This is a genomic window from Mucilaginibacter sp. GW821-FHT07G05 (assembly GCF_059418565.1).
On the sequence record NZ_JBWKQC010000007.1, the window covers coordinates 78907 to 96312 of the forward strand.

Below are 17406 nucleotides of genomic sequence, written 5' to 3' on the forward strand. Positions count from 1 at the left end.
ACTCACACCGCCTACACTTCGCTGGGCGACCCTCTTTTCGCAAGCGAAAAAGAGGGCATACAGAAAACTACAATAAAAAAGAGCACCCTGATAAATCCCTCTTTACGTAGTAGAGAGGGTGATCCAGCGAAGCGAAGATCGGGTGAGTCAACTACTACGATGAGCACTTACCTCTCCCACCCTAAGCCCGATTGCAGCGATACCAGCCCCGCGCCTAATGCCGGTGGCGTATAAGCGAAAAACGGGACTGCCGGGAAATAAGAACCACTGTCACTGATTTTCTAAATACTATTGAGCGCAACGTGTATGTAACCATAATCGTACTTGGTAAATAATACAACTTATCACCCGCCACTACCCCACTTAACTGGTAACAATGTACTGCTTACTCCCCCTACCTATCCTCTATTCACCATTAACCATTCCCAACTCACCACCCGCCCCTAACCATTCACAACTTACTATTCCCCATTCACTACTCTCTACTCCCCATTAACCACTCACTACTCAACTTAATCAGCTAATTGCTACCCTTAGTCGCCAAACTTTGTTATTTTCGCAGACTTTATTTTTCGGAATATACTATGGATTATCAATTTAAAGATATAGAGCAAAAGTGGCAGCAGTTTTGGGCAGAGAAGCAAACCTTTAAAGCCGACAACAACAGTACTAAACCAAAATACTATGTGCTGGATATGTTTCCGTACCCATCGGGCGCGGGCCTGCACGTTGGGCACCCGCTGGGCTATATCGCTTCTGATATTTTTGCACGTTATAAACGCCTTAAGGGCTTTAACGTATTGCACCCAATGGGGTACGATTCGTTTGGTTTACCTGCCGAGCAGTATGCCATACAAACCGGTCAGCACCCTTCACTTACTACCGAAGAAAATATTGCCACCTACCGTCGTCAGCTCGATCAGATAGGTTTCTCGTTCGACTGGAGCCGCGAAGTGCGAACCAGTTCGCCCGGTTACTACAAGTGGACGCAGTGGATCTTTATGCAGCTGTTTAACTCGTGGTACAACAAGGCCGAAGAAAAAGCCGAAAGCATTGCCAAACTGGTTGAACACTTTGAAAGCAAAGGCTCGGCAGGTATTAATGCCGTGAGCGACGAAGATACCGCCACTTTTACTGCCGGTGAGTGGAAGGCTTACAGCCATAACCAACAACAGGAAGAATTACTAAAATATCGCATTACCTACCTGCGCGAAAGCACCGTTAACTGGTGCGCGGCATTGGGTACCGTATTAGCGAACGACGAGGTGAAAGACGGCTTTAGCGAGCGCGGCGGCTACCCTGTTGAGCAAAAGAAAATGATGCAGTGGAGCATGCGCATTACCGCTTATGCCGAGCGTTTATTACAAGGCCTGGATACCATTGACTGGCCCGAACCCCTGAAAGAGATGCAACGCAACTGGATAGGCAAAAGTGTAGGCGCAAGTGTAAAGTTCCCGATAAAATCAGGTTCGGGTGGCCAGGCTTCAGTGGCCGGCAACACACCGGAACCAGGAACCTCAAACCCCGCAACTTCAGATGAGGCGGCTCACAACTCACAACTTACAACTCACAACATAGAAGTATTCACCACCCGTGTTGATACCATTTTTGGTGTTACCTTTTTGGTGATCGCGCCCGAGCATGAGTTGGTGAACGAGCTGACCACGCCGGAGCAGAAGGCTGATATTGAGGCTTATATTACCCAAACCAAAAAGAAATCGGAGCTTGACCGTATGGCCGATACCAAGACTGTATCGGGTGCATTTACGGGCAGCTATGTATTGAACCCGCTGAATAACGAGCCTATCCCGGTTTGGATAGCCGATTATGTTTTGGCAGGCTATGGTACAGGCGCGGTAATGGCCGTTCCATCGGGCGATCAGCGCGATTACCTGTTTGCCAAGCATTATAATTTGCCGATAGTACCTATTATCGACATACAAAATATTGAAACCGAGGCCGACCCTACCAAAGAGGGTACTTATATTAATTCCGACTTTGCTAACGGCTTAACTTATAAAGAAGCTACCGCGGCCATTATTGCCACACTGGAAGCCATTGGCGCGGGCAAAGCGAAAGTGAACTTCAGGATGCGCGATGCCATATTTGGCCGTCAGCGTTACTGGGGCGAGCCGGTGCCGGTTTACTTTAAAGACGGCTTGCCGTATTTGATAGATGAAAGCGAGCTGCCTTTGTTGTTACCCGAAATTGATAAATACCTGCCAACCGAAACCGGCGAACCGCCATTGGGCCGCGCTACGGACTGGAAACACCCTGAAGGTGAGTACGAGTTGAGCACCATGCCGGGTTGGGCGGGCAGCAGCTGGTACTGGTACCGCTATATGGACGCCCATAACGACAGCGAGTTTGCATCGGAAAAAGCGATTGAGTACTGGAAAGATGTGGACTTGTACATCGGCGGATCGGAACATGCTACCGGACACTTGCTGTACAGTCGTTTCTGGAACAAGTTTTTGAAGGATATTGGCAAAGTGAACGAAGAAGAGCCTTTCAAAAAGCTGATCAACCAGGGAATGATACAGGGGCGTTCAAACTTTGTATATCGTTTAATTGATGCAGAAGGAAGAGGTACCAATACCTTCGTATCGCACGGACTGATCAAAGATCACAAAACTTCGCCTTTGCATGTTGATGTAAACATTGTGAAGAATGACACACTTGATATAGAAAAATTCAAAAACTGGCGACCTGAGTTCGCTGACGCTGAATTTATATTGGAAAACGGCAAATACGTTTGCGGACACGAGGTAGAAAAAATGTCGAAGCGTTACTACAATGTAGTTAACCCTGATGATATTGCATCACAATACGGTGCCGATACCCTGCGCATGTACGAAATGTTCTTAGGTCCGCTGGAGCAAAGCAAACCTTGGAATACCAATGGTATTGAGGGCGTGTTCAAGTTTCTGCGTAAATTCTGGCGTTTATTCCACGATGACCAGTGGAACTTCCGCGTAAGCGAAGACGCGCCAACCAAAGCCGAATTGAAAGCCCTGCACAAGATCATCCGCAAGGTGGAGGAAGATGTAGAACGCTTTTCGTTCAATACCTCGGTATCCAGCTTTATGATAGCTGTTAACGAGCTTACCGAACTTAAGTGTAACAAACGCGCCATACTACAGGAGCTTACCATTGTGCTGGCATCTTACGCGCCGCACATCTGCGAGGAGCTTTGGGCATTGTTAGGTAACGGTGAAGGAACCTTATCGTACGCGCCATATCCTACCTTTAAACCGGAATACCTGGTGGAGGACGATTTCGCTTACCCGATATCTATCAACGGTAAAACTAAAATGAACTTAAGCATTTCGTTAAGTCTTGATATTAAGGATATTGAAGCTTTTGTGTTGGCTAACGCCGATGTACAACGTTATCTGGAAGGCAAAACCCCTAAAAAGGTAATTGTGGTGAAAGGCCGTATCGTAAACATGGTAGTGTAAGCTTTGTAACGAGTTAATGACATTACATTTTTATTACAAAAAATGTAATGTCATCATGTAACATTTTAATCAATTTCGCCTCCTATTACGAAACTGATTAAAATGAAACGTATTTACATAATTCTACTCCTTATCTGCACGGTTATTTCGGCCAAAGCCCAGTTGGGTGGCGGCGGATCGGGGCTCACGGGTCGTATATCGGGCACCGTTATTGACTCCCTTAGCAAAAAACCACTGGACTATGCTACCATCAGCTTGTTCAACAGCGGCGGCAGCTCACCTATTACCGGTGTACTAACCGATGATAAAGGAAACTTCAAGCTGGATAATATTAAAGCCGGCAAATATAAATTAGCCATTACTTTTATTGGTTACCCAACAAAGATCATCGATCCGGTTATTACCACTTCATCAAAGCTGGATAATAACGTGGGTAAAGTATTGCTTGCGCCAAGCACCAAAGTGCTTAATGCGGTAGAGATACAGGGCCAGGTTCCGCTGGTAGAGAACAAGATCGATAAGATCGTTTTCAATGCCGAAAAAGACCTTACCTCTGCCGGTGGTAACGCTACCGATGTATTGCGTAAGGTGCCTTTGGTTGCGGTTGACATCAATGGTAATGTATCTCTGCGCGGCGATCAAAACGTACGTGTATTAATTAACGGCAAGCCATCGGGTGCATTATCAAGCAGCCTGGCCGACGTATTGCGTACCATCCCTGCCGATCAGATCAAAAATATTGAGGTGATCACTTCACCATCTGCCAAATATGATGCGGAAGGTTCAGGCGGTATCATCAACATTGTTACCAAAAGCAAAAATGTATCGGGCTTAAGCGGTACGGTAAGCGGTGGTATAGGCACACGCCAAAACAATGGTAACGCCAACGTTAACTACAAACAAAACCGTTTGAGCTTAACCGCCAACATTGGTACCAACTTCGCGTGGCCGCAAACCTCACTGGTTGATTTCCGCAGCCAGATAGGCGATGTGGTACGTACCCAAAATTCAACATCTGAAACTAAACGTGGCGGTACTATCGGCTCGTTGATCGGCAGCTACGATTTTAACGATTTCAACAGCATCACCTCAACCTTCAGGTTAAATACAGGCCATTTTCAAACTGACGGTACCAGCACGGCTACCAACAGCGCGTTAACTAACCCTGCCTACACTACAGCCAACTTTAACAAAGCTAACTTTGGTGGTTTTGACTGGAGTGGCGATTATACCCACAAGTTTAAAAAACAAGGCGAAGAGTTAACCATTGCCGGTCAGTGGAGCCATAGCAGCATTAAATCAGACTATAGCAGTTCTTATTTCGGTGTTGCCGATACCCGACAGTTCGCTAACCAGTTAGGTAATAACGATGGTATAAACGATGAGTACACCGCGCAAGCCGACTACGCCTTACCGATCACTGCCAAAATAAAACTGGAAGCAGGTGGTAAAGGGATCTTCAGGAAGATCAATAGTGATTATAACGTATTTAACCAGATTGATAACCAAGGCCCATTCCTGCCTAATGATACCGCGTCAAACCAATACGATTACAGCCAGAATGTTTACGCCGGTTATACCGTATTGAGTTTCACGTTACCTAAAAACTACTCGTTACAAATTGGCGGACGTATTGAAAGTACCCACATTAAAGGCGACCCGAGAAACTCGACCCAGGAAAGCTTATCACCGTTCAGCCAATCGTACACTAACTTTGTACCGAGCTTTATCTTATCAAAAAACTTAACGCCTACACAAACGCTTAAGTTAACGTATAACAAACGTATACAACGCCCAAGCTTACAGTTTTTGAACCCGTTCATCAACAGGGCTAACCCTGATAACCAGTCGCAAGGTAATCCTACCCTGTCACCTGAGGTGAGCCAAACAGTGGAGTTAGGTTACAACACATTCATCAAAAGCTCGATGATTAACCTGGCGGTTTATTACAAACACACCAGCGATTTGATCGAAAGCATTTCAAGTCCGTTTTTTGATGAGGATTTACAGCGTAACATCACCCGTACTAACTACCTTAACATTGGTAAAAACAACTCGTTTGGCGCAAGCTTCTTCGGTTCGGTTAACCCGGTTAAGATATTAACCATACGCGGTAGCATCAATGCTTATACTTACGATCCATCAACCACGCTTACCGAAAGTTCAAACCAAAACAACGGCGCGTACTTTATGTACAACGCGTTCCTGAGTGCATCGGTTACTTTAAAAGGTGGTTTTACAGCGGAAGGCTTTGGTGTATTTAACTCGCCAAAACGTACCATTCAAGGTAAAAACCCGGCCTTTAACCTGTTCGGTTTCGGTGTGAAGAAAGAGATCATCGCCAAGAAACTTACTGTTGGTATAAACGCTTTATCACCATTCCAGAAATACCTGAAACTTGACCAGGATGTGAGCAGCAAAAATTTCTCGCAAACACAAAAAATCAGGTACCCGCTACAATCTTTCGGTGTAACGTTTAGCTACAACTTTGGTAAAGTAAGCTACGGTACCCAGCAAAAGAAAAAGGGCGTAAACAACGACGACCTTAAACAAGACGATCAAGGCGGTGGCATGGGCGGTGGCCCATCAGGCGGCGGCCGCGGCGGTTCAAGATAATATTTTCAACTACCTATTATAACAAAACAAACAAGGCCCGCTTAACGCGGGCCTTGTTTGTTTTGTAGGTTTTTTTAATCCGTCATGCCGAAGCATTTCGGCATCTCATTAGTACGCTTAAGCTACTATTGGGGTCATCCTGAGCTTGTCGAAGGATCGTGCGCAGAGGCCTCTCATCCACACACCCTTCGACAAGCTCAGGGTAACAGGCCATATTTAAACCAATCGCGCGTTTAGTCAACTCACCCCGACTACGCTACGCTGGTCGACCCTCTCTGCTATGCAAAGATGGTGAAAATTTGAGTCCCCTCTTTATGCGTAGCATAGAGAGGGTGGTCGAGCGAAGCTAAGACCGGGTGAGTTGAAATCGCCAAGCGCTTAACTTATCACATTGCTCAGTGTGACAGGCCATACAGCACCTACCTTTTACACAAGTCAGCATGACCTTTTATGGCCTTCCCAACGCTTTTGCTTATTCAAACTGGAACACGTTGCTCAAAGCTGAATTATTGTTGCTGCTTACGTTCATATCTTTGATGGCGCCGGTGCTTAGGGCGTAAACCCAGCCGTGTACGTTAACTTCCTGTCCGCTCTTCCAGGCGTTTTGCACGATGGAAGTTTTGCAAAGGTTGTTCACGTTTTCGATAACGTTTAACTCTACCAGGCGGTTACCGCGTTCGGTTTCGTCGGCTATGGCATCCAGTTCTGTGGCATGTACACGGTACACATCTTTAATATGGCGCAGCCAGTTATCAATTAAGCCGAATTGTTTATGCGTCATGGCGGCAATTACACCACCGCAACCATAATGCCCGGTTACTATTACGTGTTTTACCTTAAGTACGTTCACTGCGTAATCCAGTACCGATAGCATATTCATATCCGTATGGATCACCATGTTGGCGATGTTACGGTGTACGAATATTTCACCCGGTTTGGTGTTGGTGATCTGGTTGGCAGGTACGCGGCTATCGGCGCAGCCTATCCATAATACTGGTGGTTTTTGGCCATTGGCCAGTTTTTCAAAATATTGAGGATCTTCGCTTAATGCGTTGGCAATAAACGTTTTGTTGCCCTCAAGCAATCCCTCATAGGTGATGTGACTGGTATCGTGCATATTGTTTTCAATTTTAGCGCTCATAGTTTAGTTATTTATCGCTTAAGTAATTCAGGTGATTATCAGTCCGGAACGCCTCGTTATTTCCACGGGCTACCGGTATTAATTCATAGTATAAAAATGATTGCCAATATAACAGGAACAAAGCAAAATATTACAAACTCAATAGTTATAAAAAGCACTTTACAAAACCGCAGGTTAAAGTAAAACGTGCGCTTTAGAGTATAACAGTAAAACTTGCATCTGGTTGATGGATAAGCAATAAAATAGTTAATAAAACCCGGCTGCCAACAAAGCAGCCGGGCTAACTCCCCTTTTATTGTTTAAAAACGTAAAACAATCATTTTTAATTTGCAGCCTCAAAGTTTATGTGATCATTTACATATCCGCTATTGTTTACTTTGCCGGCCGCGTAGTTAGGTTTTCCTTTTTAAGGTTTATAGTTCAGTTCTTTCAATTTAGGCACGTCGTACTTGTCTTTAATATCAACAAGCTGCACTATAATGCCTTTGGTGTAAGCGTTATGCTTATAGTTAAAAATGGTTTCCAGCACATCCTGGTCAATAAAGCGCGAGTTTGATCCGTCGATGATCACATCGCTGCCTTTTGGCAGGCTGGTAAGCGTTACCTGTATAGCGGCCTTGTTAAGGAACGATACCTCTTCGGCCAATTTAATATGGATAACCTTTTTGTCGCCATCTTTAATGATCTGGTAAAAATAAGGGTTACGCAGGTTGGTACGCAGTATGTAGAACACCCCGATCAACATACCTATGGCAACGCCTTTCAGCAAATCGGTAAATACTACGGCCAAAATGGTTACCACGAAGGGGATAAACTGATCGAGCCCTTTGTGCCATAGATGTTTGAACAGGCTGATGCGGGCCAGCTTATACCCCGTCATGAGCAGGATGGCTGCCAGGCACGAAAGCGGGATCAGGTTGATAACGCCCGGTATAAGCAATAGCGATACCAACAACAGCACACCATGAAATATAGCGCTCATTTTGGTACGGGCACCGGCATTTACGTTAGCCGATGAACGCACAATTACGGCCGTCATAGGTAAACCGCCCAGCAAACCGCTGGTAATATTACCTATACCCTGCGCTACCAGCTCACGATTGGTAGGCGAGATCCTTTTTATAGGGTCAATCTTGTCAACAGCTTCAAGGCTCAACAAGGTTTCTAAACTGGCTACCACGGCTAATGTTACGGCCACTATCCATACTTCTTTATTGGTAATGGCGCTAAAGTTGGGGCTTTTAAACAGGGTGAAAAACTCACCCGCGCTTTTTACGAGGGGTATGTTTACAAACTGTTTATCAAGCAGGGCTAAATTGCCTCCGCCAAATACCAAACCTAATATTATACCCATTACCACTACCAGTAAAGGCGCGGGCACCATTGCTCCCCTTTTAAATTTAGGCCAGTAAATTAGTATGGCTAATGATACCAGGCTGATAATTACAGCGCCATAATTAATTTTTGCAAGCGCGCCCGTTATACCCGAAAAGGTATTGTGCGTATCAGTTTGGGCAAAGCTTTCATCACCCTCATAATCGGCATCGTACCCTACGGCATGCGGAAACTGCTTCATGATCAATATAATACCAATGGCGGCCAGCATACCTTCAATAACTGCCGACGGGAAATAATTGGCGATAGTACCGGCCTTTACCAAGCCAAGCAGTATTTGTATTATACCGGCCAGTAACACGGCCAGCAAAAACGCCTCGTACGAGCCTAAACCCGTAATCGCGTTTAATACAATAACCGTTAAACCGGCTGCCGGGCCGGCCACGCTTAACTGCGAACCGCTTACCGCGCCTACTACCACACCACCAATTATACCGGTGACGATACCTGCAAAAAGCGGCGCGCCCGATGCAAGTGCAATACCCAAACAAAGGGGCAATGCAACCAGGAATACCACTATACTCGAAGGCAGGTCCTTCGTTAAATTTTTAGCCAGGAAATATTTCTTTACGTCGAAGAAGCCGTTAGGTCCCCCGCCATTATTATTTTGAGTCATAAAATAATTATGTAAACATTAAAATTGAGTAACACTAATTAACCGGTATACGCGCATGGCGGCCGGGTAGCAATGGTCAATTTAAACGTTTGGCGGCGGTGTGGCTACGGTAGGGAAATACACTTTTTTATAGAGGGACTTCTCCATATTATGGAGTATGTTAGCCTCTGCAACAAGTGGTTTGTAACCAATATGGTGGGTATAAAACTCGTCGAATGCTTTTTTGTCTTTAAACGCGTCCTTATCAGGCGATTCTTTTTCTGATTTGGTTTCGCTTTCCAACTGTAAAATAACGGCGCTTACCGCTTTGTTATCAAGACACAAAAATGCAGGCGCAATGGATATCACCATCTTTCCGAAAAAGATGCCGACAAACAGCAGGCCAATAAACATTTTAAATCTCCTGATTTTCATCCTCACAAATATAATTAAATTAAAATGGGATTAGAGCGCATATCGCCATTAACGGCATACTTACAATAAAATTGCTATTTTTAACAACTAACTAATACCTGATTGTGGATAATAAGATAAAAACCTTGCAGCAAAAGCGCGAACAGGCTCTGCTTGGCGGCGGCGAAGCGCGTATTGCAGCTCAACATAAAAAGGGCAAACTTACCGCCCGCGAACGCTTACACTTTTTGCTTGATGAAGGCAGCTTTCAGGAGATAGGCATGCTGGTAACCCACCGCTCTACCGATTTTGGTATGGAAAAGGAAAACTATCCCGGCGATGGCGTGGTAACCGGTTATGGCAATATTAACGGCCGGCTGGTGTATGTTTTCTCGCAGGATTTTACCGTGTTCGGTGGTTCGCTTTCTGAAACACATGCCGAAAAGATCTGCAAGATCATGGACCTCGCGCTCAAGAACGGCGCGCCTGTTGTCGGCCTGAATGATTCGGGCGGCGCACGGATACAGGAGGGTGTGGTATCATTAGGTGGTTATGCTGATATATTTTACCGCAATACGCTGGCATCGGGTGTGGTGCCGCAAATATCGGCCATTATGGGGCCGTGCGCGGGCGGCGCGGTGTACTCGCCAGCGATCACCGATTTTATTTTGATGGTGGAGAATACCTCTTATATGTTTGTTACCGGCCCAAATGTGGTAAAAACGGTAACACACGAAGAAGTTACTTCTGAAGAGTTGGGCGGTGCCACTACGCATGCCACCAAATCGGGTGTTACGCATTTTGCCTGCCCTAACGAGATAGTTGCCATACAGCACATCAAAAACCTGCTTAGCTACATGCCGCAAAATTGTGAGGACAAAGCACCTGCCTTACCTTACCAACCTGCAAATGAAATTCGCCCCGACCTCAATAGTATATTACCCGAAAACGCCTCACAGCCCTACGACATCCGCGAGATAATTTCGCAGGTGATAGATGCCGGTTCGTTTTTAGAGGTACATAAAGATTTTGCCGAAAACATTGTTGTAGGCTTCGCCCGCTTAGCTGGTCGTAGCATTGGTATTGTAGCCAATCAGCCCGCGTTTTTGGCCGGGGTGCTGGATATTCATTCGTCGACCAAGGCCGCGCGTTTTGTTCGCTTTTGCGATAGTTTTAATATACCGCTATTGGTATTTGAAGATGTGCCGGGCTTTTTACCGGGTACCGACCAGGAGTGGAACGCCATTATTACCAATGGCGCCAAATTACTTTATGCTTTCTGCGAGGCAACCGTACCGCGCGTTACCGTAATTACCCGCAAGGCTTATGGTGGTGCCTACGATGTGATGAACTCCAAACATATTGGTGCCGATATCAACTATGCCTGGCCTTCGGCCGAAATTGCCGTAATGGGTGCCAAAGGCGCGGCCGAGATCATTTTTAAACGGGAAATAAACCATGCCGAAGACAAGGAAGCCAAGTGGCAGGAGAAGGAACAACTGTACTCGCAGATATTTGCCAACCCCTACCGTGCCGCCGAACGTGGTTTTATTGACGAGGTGATTGAACCCGCCGATACCCGCGTAAAACTTATCCACGCGTTTAAAATGCTGGAGAATAAAGTAGTGAATAACCCGAGGAAAAAGCATGGGAATATCCCGTTGTAAATGAACGCTCATCATACATTAATTGCCATTTGCACATCATCAATGTGTTAAATATGTTAAATAAAAAACCATTAGCCGTTTAAACAGGTTATCTTTAAAGCAATTATTCAACTATGAAATTCAAATACCTTTACCTATTAATTCTGCTACTGGCTTCGGCTTCGGTTAATGCCCAGCTTTTAAAAGGCACTGTTTATGATGGCGGCGGTAGTAGCCGTTTGCCCAACGTATTCATCCAAAATCTTACTACTAAACAGGCTTTCCTGGCCGATAAGAATGGTAACTTCCAGATAAAGGCGGCTTCGGGGCACCTGCTGGTATTCAGCTCGCCTACTTATACGTCTGATACGGTTTTCGTTACGGATATGTCGCCCAAAAAGATCCGCATGGTATCGTTGCCTATCGCCCTGCGCGATGTTAACATTAATGCTACCCGCCAAAAGTTTGATCCGCATACCGAGTACCCTGATATATATACAAAAAGTAAGGTGTACGTGTTATCGCCATCATCGTGGTTTAGCCGCGAGGGCCGCAATGCCCGCCGCCTTAAACGTTTCTTCGCCAAAGAAGAAAAAGAACGCGCCATTGACGATGCTTTTTCAAAGGCTTACGTAAGCAGCCTGATACCGCTTAGGGGCGAAGAGCTGGATAGCTTTATGTCCATGTATCGCCCAACCTATGAGTTTGTAACCGGCAACAGTAAACAAACCATGGTAGTTTACATCAGCGATAGCTACAAAAAGTTTTTGGCCCTGCCACCCGAAAAGCGCAAGCTTGAACAGTTGAAAGATACAGTTGGCCAATAACAGGTCATCAGCATATTATAACAACAGGGGCGCAATTAGCGCCCTTTTTTATTTTTGGTTAATAAAGTATTAGGTGGCTGCCCCGGATATGCCTATTTTTGCCGCTGTTACACTACCTCTAATTTCAGCCCGGCGACCAATAGCCACGTCGCTCATTTTTTAGCATGCGTTAATAATTTAAAAATCGCACATTTGCACTTTCGCACATTTATAAGCAGTAATGGATCACTTTATTATAGATTTTGACAGCACTTTCACTCAAGTTGAAGCATTAGACGAGCTTGCCCGCATATCCCTCAAAAGCCATCCCGACCGGGAAAAGATCTATCAGGAAATTGAAGACCTTACCAACCTGGCCATGGAGGGTAAACTGTCCTTCAGTCAAAGTTTAGAGGGGCGTGTAAAGCTACTGCAAGCCAACCGCGAGCATTTGAAATTGCTGATCAGTCACCTGAAAAAGAAAGTATCCACCTCCTTTTCGCGTAATACGGCTTTCTTTAAACATCACCCTAATGAGGTACTCATTGTATCGGGTGGCTTTAAAGAATTTATCACCCCGGTTGTTACCGAATATCATATCAAAAAAGAGAACATTTACGCCAATACCTTTGAGTTTGATGCCGATGGCAACATTGTAGGTTATGACCGTACCAACCCGCTATCGCAGGAAGGTGGTAAGGTAAAACTGCTGAAAGAGCTGAACCTGCAAGGGGATATTTACGGCATTGGCGATGGTTATTCTGATTTCCAGTTAAAGGAATCGGGCATGATCAAAAAGTTCTTTGCCTTTACCGAGAACATCGAACGTAAATCGGTAGCTGAAAAGGCAGATCACATTACCCCGAGCTTTGACGAATTCTTATACATCAATAAACTGCCGAGGGCTATATCGTACCCTAAAAACCGCATTAAATGCTTGGTAGTGGGCAATGTAGATGAAGAGGCCCTGCTGCAAATGCGTAAGGAAGGGTACAATATCCGCCAGCGTGAAAGCATTGAAGATAAATATTTGCAGGAAGCCGGTATATTACTCTGCGATGAAAACAATCAGCCTAAAGCGGAGCAATTGCTGAACGCTGGCAGGTTGAAGATCATCGGTATATTCGGTAAGGTGCAAAGCCGTAAACTGGCCGAAATAGCTTGCGAGAATGGCATCATCGTTTTCGACGATCCGAAATACAACCCCCGTAATGCCGACTTTATCCCGAAAAGGGTGATCGCGTTCATGAACGAGGGTAAAACCCATACCAGCTGTAACTTCCCCGATCTGCAACCGCCAAGGGTAAGCAACGCGCACCGTTTAATACACATTCACCGCAACGTACCGGGTATACTGGCCAAAATAAACGATGTATTCGCCCGCCACAACATCAATATAGTAGGTGAGTTTTTGGTAACCAACCTACAAATAGGCTACGTAATTACCGACGTAAACACCGGCTACGACGCCCAGGTACTCAACGAACTAAAAGCCATTGAGCATACTATAAAATTCAGGCTGCTTTATTAGGTTGTGTGTTGTGTGTTGCGAGTTGTAAGTATTTACGTCAGGCACATACAACACATAACCTACAACTTACAACACATCAAACGGCACCACCAGCACAGGTATCTTGGCGAGGCGTACTACGGCTTCGGCTACGTCGCCCATCAGGAGGCGGTCTATGCCGCTGCGTTTGTGGGTACCAATAACTATCAGGTCGGCGTTGAACTGCTCGCTGCATGAAATGATGCCATCGGCAGTTGAACCGTATTCGCTAAAGTGGGTAACGGGGATATCACCGGCCAGTTCTTTAATGGTGCGGTCGATGATACGTTCGGACTGATCAGTTTGCGTATTCAGCAGATCAAGTTCTTCGGGGCCGGTATTGGTCACTATCGGCATGGCTAAAAGGCTGTCGCTGGTATCTAAGGGCGTTACCACCGGTTCAATAATATTTACCAAACCTACCGAAGCGTTAAACTTACGCGCGATGTCGAAACCATATTTAGCAGCATGTTCCGCGTGCTTACTGTCGTCTATCCCGATAATTATCTTACTGATCTGCATAACTCTGTTGTTTGTGATATAAAGCTATAACAATGCAGGCGCAATATGTTTTTTATGATCATTTTATTTAGCTATTCATCTACCATAATTTTAGGCGTGGCTACCTTTTGAGCACTATAAATACCCGAGTTTCCGCTGAAATAATAGGCCGTAAAACAAGCTACGCCAAATAACACCGCATACTCGCTGCCGAACAATTCTATCCCCATAATGGTGCAAGCCAGCGGCGTATTGGTAGCCCCGGCAAATACCGCGATAAAGCCAAGCGCGGCAAATAGGCTTACAGGTGCATCAAGCAGCGTGGCAAGCGTGTTACCCAAGGTAGCGCCTATGTAAAACAACGGGGTAACCTCGCCCCCCTTGAAACCTGTGCCGAGGGTTACAGCGGTATAGATCAGTTTCCAAAGCCAGCTGAACGCATCGGCACCGCCATGCTGAAACGCCGATACAATGGTAACCGCGCCGGGGTATTCAGGGTCGACACCGAGGCTTAAATAATCGGGCTTGCCAATAATAAAGGTGAGGCCGATGATAATCAAACCGCCGCAGGCAGGTATAAGCCAGGTAGTTTTTATCCATTTAAGCGATATGCTTTTTACAGCATGTATGGTTTTAGAGAAAGCCAATGCGGCCAACCCGAATATTGCCGAAGCCAATATTACCTTGCCCAAAAGTAAGAAACCGGTTTGCAGGTGCTGCCCGTTAAAATATTCGCCGGCGGCTAAATGATCAATGTGGTATTGGGTATGGTGCACGCCCCAGGCAGCAACGGTAAGGTCGCCGATGATACTTGCAATAAGGCAGGGCAGCAAGGCAGTATATTGTATGCGGCCAATGGCTATTACTTCCAGCGCGAAAACCGCCCCTGTAAGCGGCGTACCGAAAACCGCGCCGAAACCGGCAGCAATACCGGCGGTAAGTATTACTTGTTTGTCAGCATCGGTAAGTTTAAACCAGCTTGCAAACAGGTTGGCAATACTGCCCCCTATTTGTACAGCCGTGCCTTCGCGCCCGGCCGAACCCCCAAAAAGATGGGTAATAACGGTAGTTATCAGTATAAGCGGTGCCATACGTTTAGGTACACCCGCGCCGGGTTGATGAATTTCGTCGATTATGAGGTTATTACCACGCTCTGCTGATGCGCCGTACCACTTATATAAAAAGTGAATAGCCACACCGGCCACAGGCAGCAAATATAAAAGCCATTTATGGGCGAAGCGGTAATGTATAGCCCAACCCAGCAGCCACAAAAAAAGCGCTACCATACTGCCAATGGCTATAGCTACAGGTATAATGATCAGCGACCAGCGGACAAGATATTTTAAAATAGAATAGTGTTGCGAAAAGAGTTTTTTTACCATAACCTACATGCAAATAAATAAAAACTTATTTGGGTAGGCGTCATCAGCTTTGCAGCGGTTCAATTAGGTGGCACACCATCACCTTGTTGTATAGTACAAATATGTGGCAAAAAATTATATTTACCAATATTATTATGTCATGCCCAAAAACAAAACATTAGCGAAGCTTTTAAAATTCACATTAATAATTATCGCGATAATTTTTCTGTCGGCATTAATCAGGATACAGCCAAACACATTAGTAATTGGCTATTTTGCAGGTGAATGCGAAGGTTTGTGCAAAGGCAACTTTGAAATCACCGATGATAGCATCATAATAGATCAAATTTCAACAGACAGCACCACTACCCCGAGTGTGCACAAAATAATAAAAGGCGACTTTGATTCGCTAAAATTCCGCGTTCCTATATTACTGGCGTATGATATGCGATCTTTCGGTTGCCCGGATTGCTCCGATGGCGGGGGGTATTATGCAGGGTTTCGTTTTTTAGGTATGAAATTCACACATACGCTTGATCCCGGTCACGACCCGGTTTATTTTAGCCAAATGACCACTCTTATAAGGGACAGGATACAAAAGATTGATGAACTGAAAAAGAAATCCAGGTAATAAGCATTTATATTTGTTCCATGATCTCGCCCGAAATAGAAAAAAAACTCGCCCTGCTACAGGAAAAATACGAAGCCATGGGGCAGGATATGACCTCCTATCTCGATGGTTTGCTGTATGCCGATTTTCTTACCTATTGGGATTACATTCACCTGGATACCCTGTTAAGTCTGCAAAACCCTAAAACCCCGTTCCCGGATGAGGAGATCTTTATTATTTACCACCAGATCACCGAGCTATACTTTAAGTTATCCCTGCACGAGTGCAAACAGATAGCCGCCAGGGAAAACCTCACTGCGGACTTCTTTTTGGCGCGACTTAAACGCATTAACCGCTATTTTGAAGCGCTTACCCATTCGTTCGAGATTATGGTGGATGGGATGGAAAAGGAGCAGTTCCTGAAGTTCCGGATGTCGTTGCTGCCGGCCAGCGGTTTTCAGTCGGGCCAGTACCGTATGATAGAAATTTACGCTACCGATTTTATCAATCTTGTGGCTAAAGATAAACGTGCGGAATTAAGCAATGCATCATTCGAAGAACAGTTTGAGCACATATACTGGAAGTTTGGCGCAACTGAACTATCTACCGGGAAGAAAACCCTCACCCTTAAACAATTCGAAAAAAAATATTCAAAAACCTTTATAGAGCTTGCCCAAAATACGGTAGACCAAAACTTTAACGCGCTGGCCAACGTGCTTCAGCAAAACGGCGAATTAACAAATCAGCTAATAGCCGAACTGAAACGCTTTGATGTGAACGTAAACGTGAACTGGCCGCTGTCGCATTATAAATCGGCAGTGCGCTACCTGCACCGCGAACCCGAAGAGATTAGCGCGACAGGTGGCACCAACTGGCAAAAGTACCTGCCTCCGCGCTTTCAAAAACGCATTTTTTACCCTACTCTTTGGAGTGCCGATGAATTGGATAACTGGGGTAAAAGCTGGGTAGAGCATGCGTTGTCATCCTAATTTGGGGATTACAATCAGCGTTTTATAAACCATCGTCATTGCGAGAATTTTAATTCTTTTTGGACTTTGAAGGTAAAATGACGATGGCTCACACCCACTCTCCACTGTCATGCTGAGGAACGAAGCATCTATCGCAGATAAGCATAGCGAAAAAGATTCTTCAAACGTTCAGAATGACAGTTTTTTTAACACGTCATGGGTAGGAGCAAAGCAATCTCTACTTAGGTTTTGCTTGTGCTATATCAACATCAGTCTGCTCTTGGCCGCAGTGGCCCATTACTTTTGAGCCCAAAAGTAACAAAAGGCTTGTCCAGCAAAAGGC

12 protein-coding genes and 1 riboswitch are annotated in these 17406 nt (G+C 45.4%); of the genes, 7 read left to right on the top strand and 5 right to left on the bottom strand.

All coding sequences use genetic code 11. The annotated features are described in order from the left end of the window. The first annotated feature begins 584 nt into the window (after positions 1 to 584). Together leuS and AC07NA_RS17860 are read left to right on the top strand one after the other, a co-directional pair. Positions 585 to 3461, top strand: coding sequence for a leucine--tRNA ligase (leuS, locus tag AC07NA_RS17855; protein ID WP_494898954.1), 2877 nt, complete (start codon positions 585 to 587; stop codon positions 3459 to 3461). A gap of 102 nt (positions 3462 to 3563) precedes the next feature. After that, a complete protein-coding gene (locus tag AC07NA_RS17860) occupies positions 3564 to 6077 on the top strand; it encodes a TonB-dependent receptor (protein ID WP_494898955.1) in 2514 nt (837 codons plus the stop codon). A gap of 472 nt (positions 6078 to 6549) precedes the next feature. Here AC07NA_RS17860 and can read toward each other — a convergent pair whose 3' ends face one another. The 3 genes from can to AC07NA_RS17875 form a co-directional block, all read right to left on the bottom strand. Further along, entirely contained in the window at positions 6550 to 7218 is a 669-nt protein-coding gene (gene can, locus AC07NA_RS17865) for a carbonate dehydratase (protein WP_494898956.1), read from the bottom strand. Positions 7219 to 7624: 406 nt separating this feature from the next. Next, complete coding sequence (locus AC07NA_RS17870) at positions 7625 to 9229, bottom strand: SulP family inorganic anion transporter (RefSeq protein ID WP_494898957.1); 1605 nt, start codon at positions 9227 to 9229, stop codon at positions 7625 to 7627. 81 nt (positions 9230 to 9310) lie between these two features. Beyond that, on the bottom strand, positions 9311 to 9643 hold the full coding sequence (locus AC07NA_RS17875) for a hypothetical protein (protein WP_494898958.1): 333 nt from the start codon (positions 9641 to 9643) through the stop codon (positions 9311 to 9313). A 104-nt stretch (positions 9644 to 9747) separates the two neighbouring features. Between AC07NA_RS17875 and AC07NA_RS17880 the strand changes: the two genes are divergently transcribed. From AC07NA_RS17880 to AC07NA_RS17890, 3 genes are all read left to right on the top strand, one after another. Further along, a complete protein-coding gene (locus tag AC07NA_RS17880; protein WP_494898959.1) occupies positions 9748 to 11289 on the top strand; it encodes an acyl-CoA carboxylase subunit beta in 1542 nt (513 codons plus the stop codon). 113 nt (positions 11290 to 11402) lie between these two features. Next, positions 11403 to 12095, top strand: coding sequence for a peptidase associated/transthyretin-like domain-containing protein (locus tag AC07NA_RS17885; RefSeq protein WP_494898960.1), 693 nt, complete (start codon positions 11403 to 11405; stop codon positions 12093 to 12095). Between the two features lie 220 nt (positions 12096 to 12315). Continuing rightward, a complete protein-coding gene (locus tag AC07NA_RS17890) occupies positions 12316 to 13605 on the top strand; it encodes an HAD-IB family phosphatase (RefSeq protein WP_494898961.1) in 1290 nt (429 codons plus the stop codon). A gap of 66 nt (positions 13606 to 13671) precedes the next feature. Here AC07NA_RS17890 and AC07NA_RS17895 read toward each other — a convergent pair whose 3' ends face one another. Together AC07NA_RS17895 and AC07NA_RS17900 are read right to left on the bottom strand one after the other, a co-directional pair. Then, complete coding sequence (locus tag AC07NA_RS17895) at positions 13672 to 14145, bottom strand: universal stress protein (RefSeq protein WP_494898962.1); 474 nt, start codon at positions 14143 to 14145, stop codon at positions 13672 to 13674. A gap of 71 nt (positions 14146 to 14216) precedes the next feature. After that, positions 14217 to 15506, bottom strand: coding sequence for a voltage-gated chloride channel family protein (locus tag AC07NA_RS17900; protein WP_494898963.1), 1290 nt, complete (start codon positions 15504 to 15506; stop codon positions 14217 to 14219). Between the two features lie 27 nt (positions 15507 to 15533). After that, positions 15534 to 15598: riboswitch (Fluoride riboswitch) on the bottom strand. A 47-nt stretch (positions 15599 to 15645) separates the two neighbouring features. Between AC07NA_RS17900 and AC07NA_RS17905 the strand changes: the two genes are divergently transcribed. Next, positions 15646 to 16116: a hypothetical protein gene (locus AC07NA_RS17905; protein WP_494898964.1), complete on the top strand. Its 471-nt coding sequence runs from the start codon at positions 15646 to 15648 to the stop codon at positions 16114 to 16116. 20 nt (positions 16117 to 16136) lie between these two features. Continuing rightward, positions 16137 to 17084, top strand: coding sequence for a tryptophan 2,3-dioxygenase family protein (locus AC07NA_RS17910; RefSeq protein WP_494898965.1), 948 nt, complete (start codon positions 16137 to 16139; stop codon positions 17082 to 17084). The last annotated feature ends 322 nt before the right edge of the window (positions 17085 to 17406 follow it).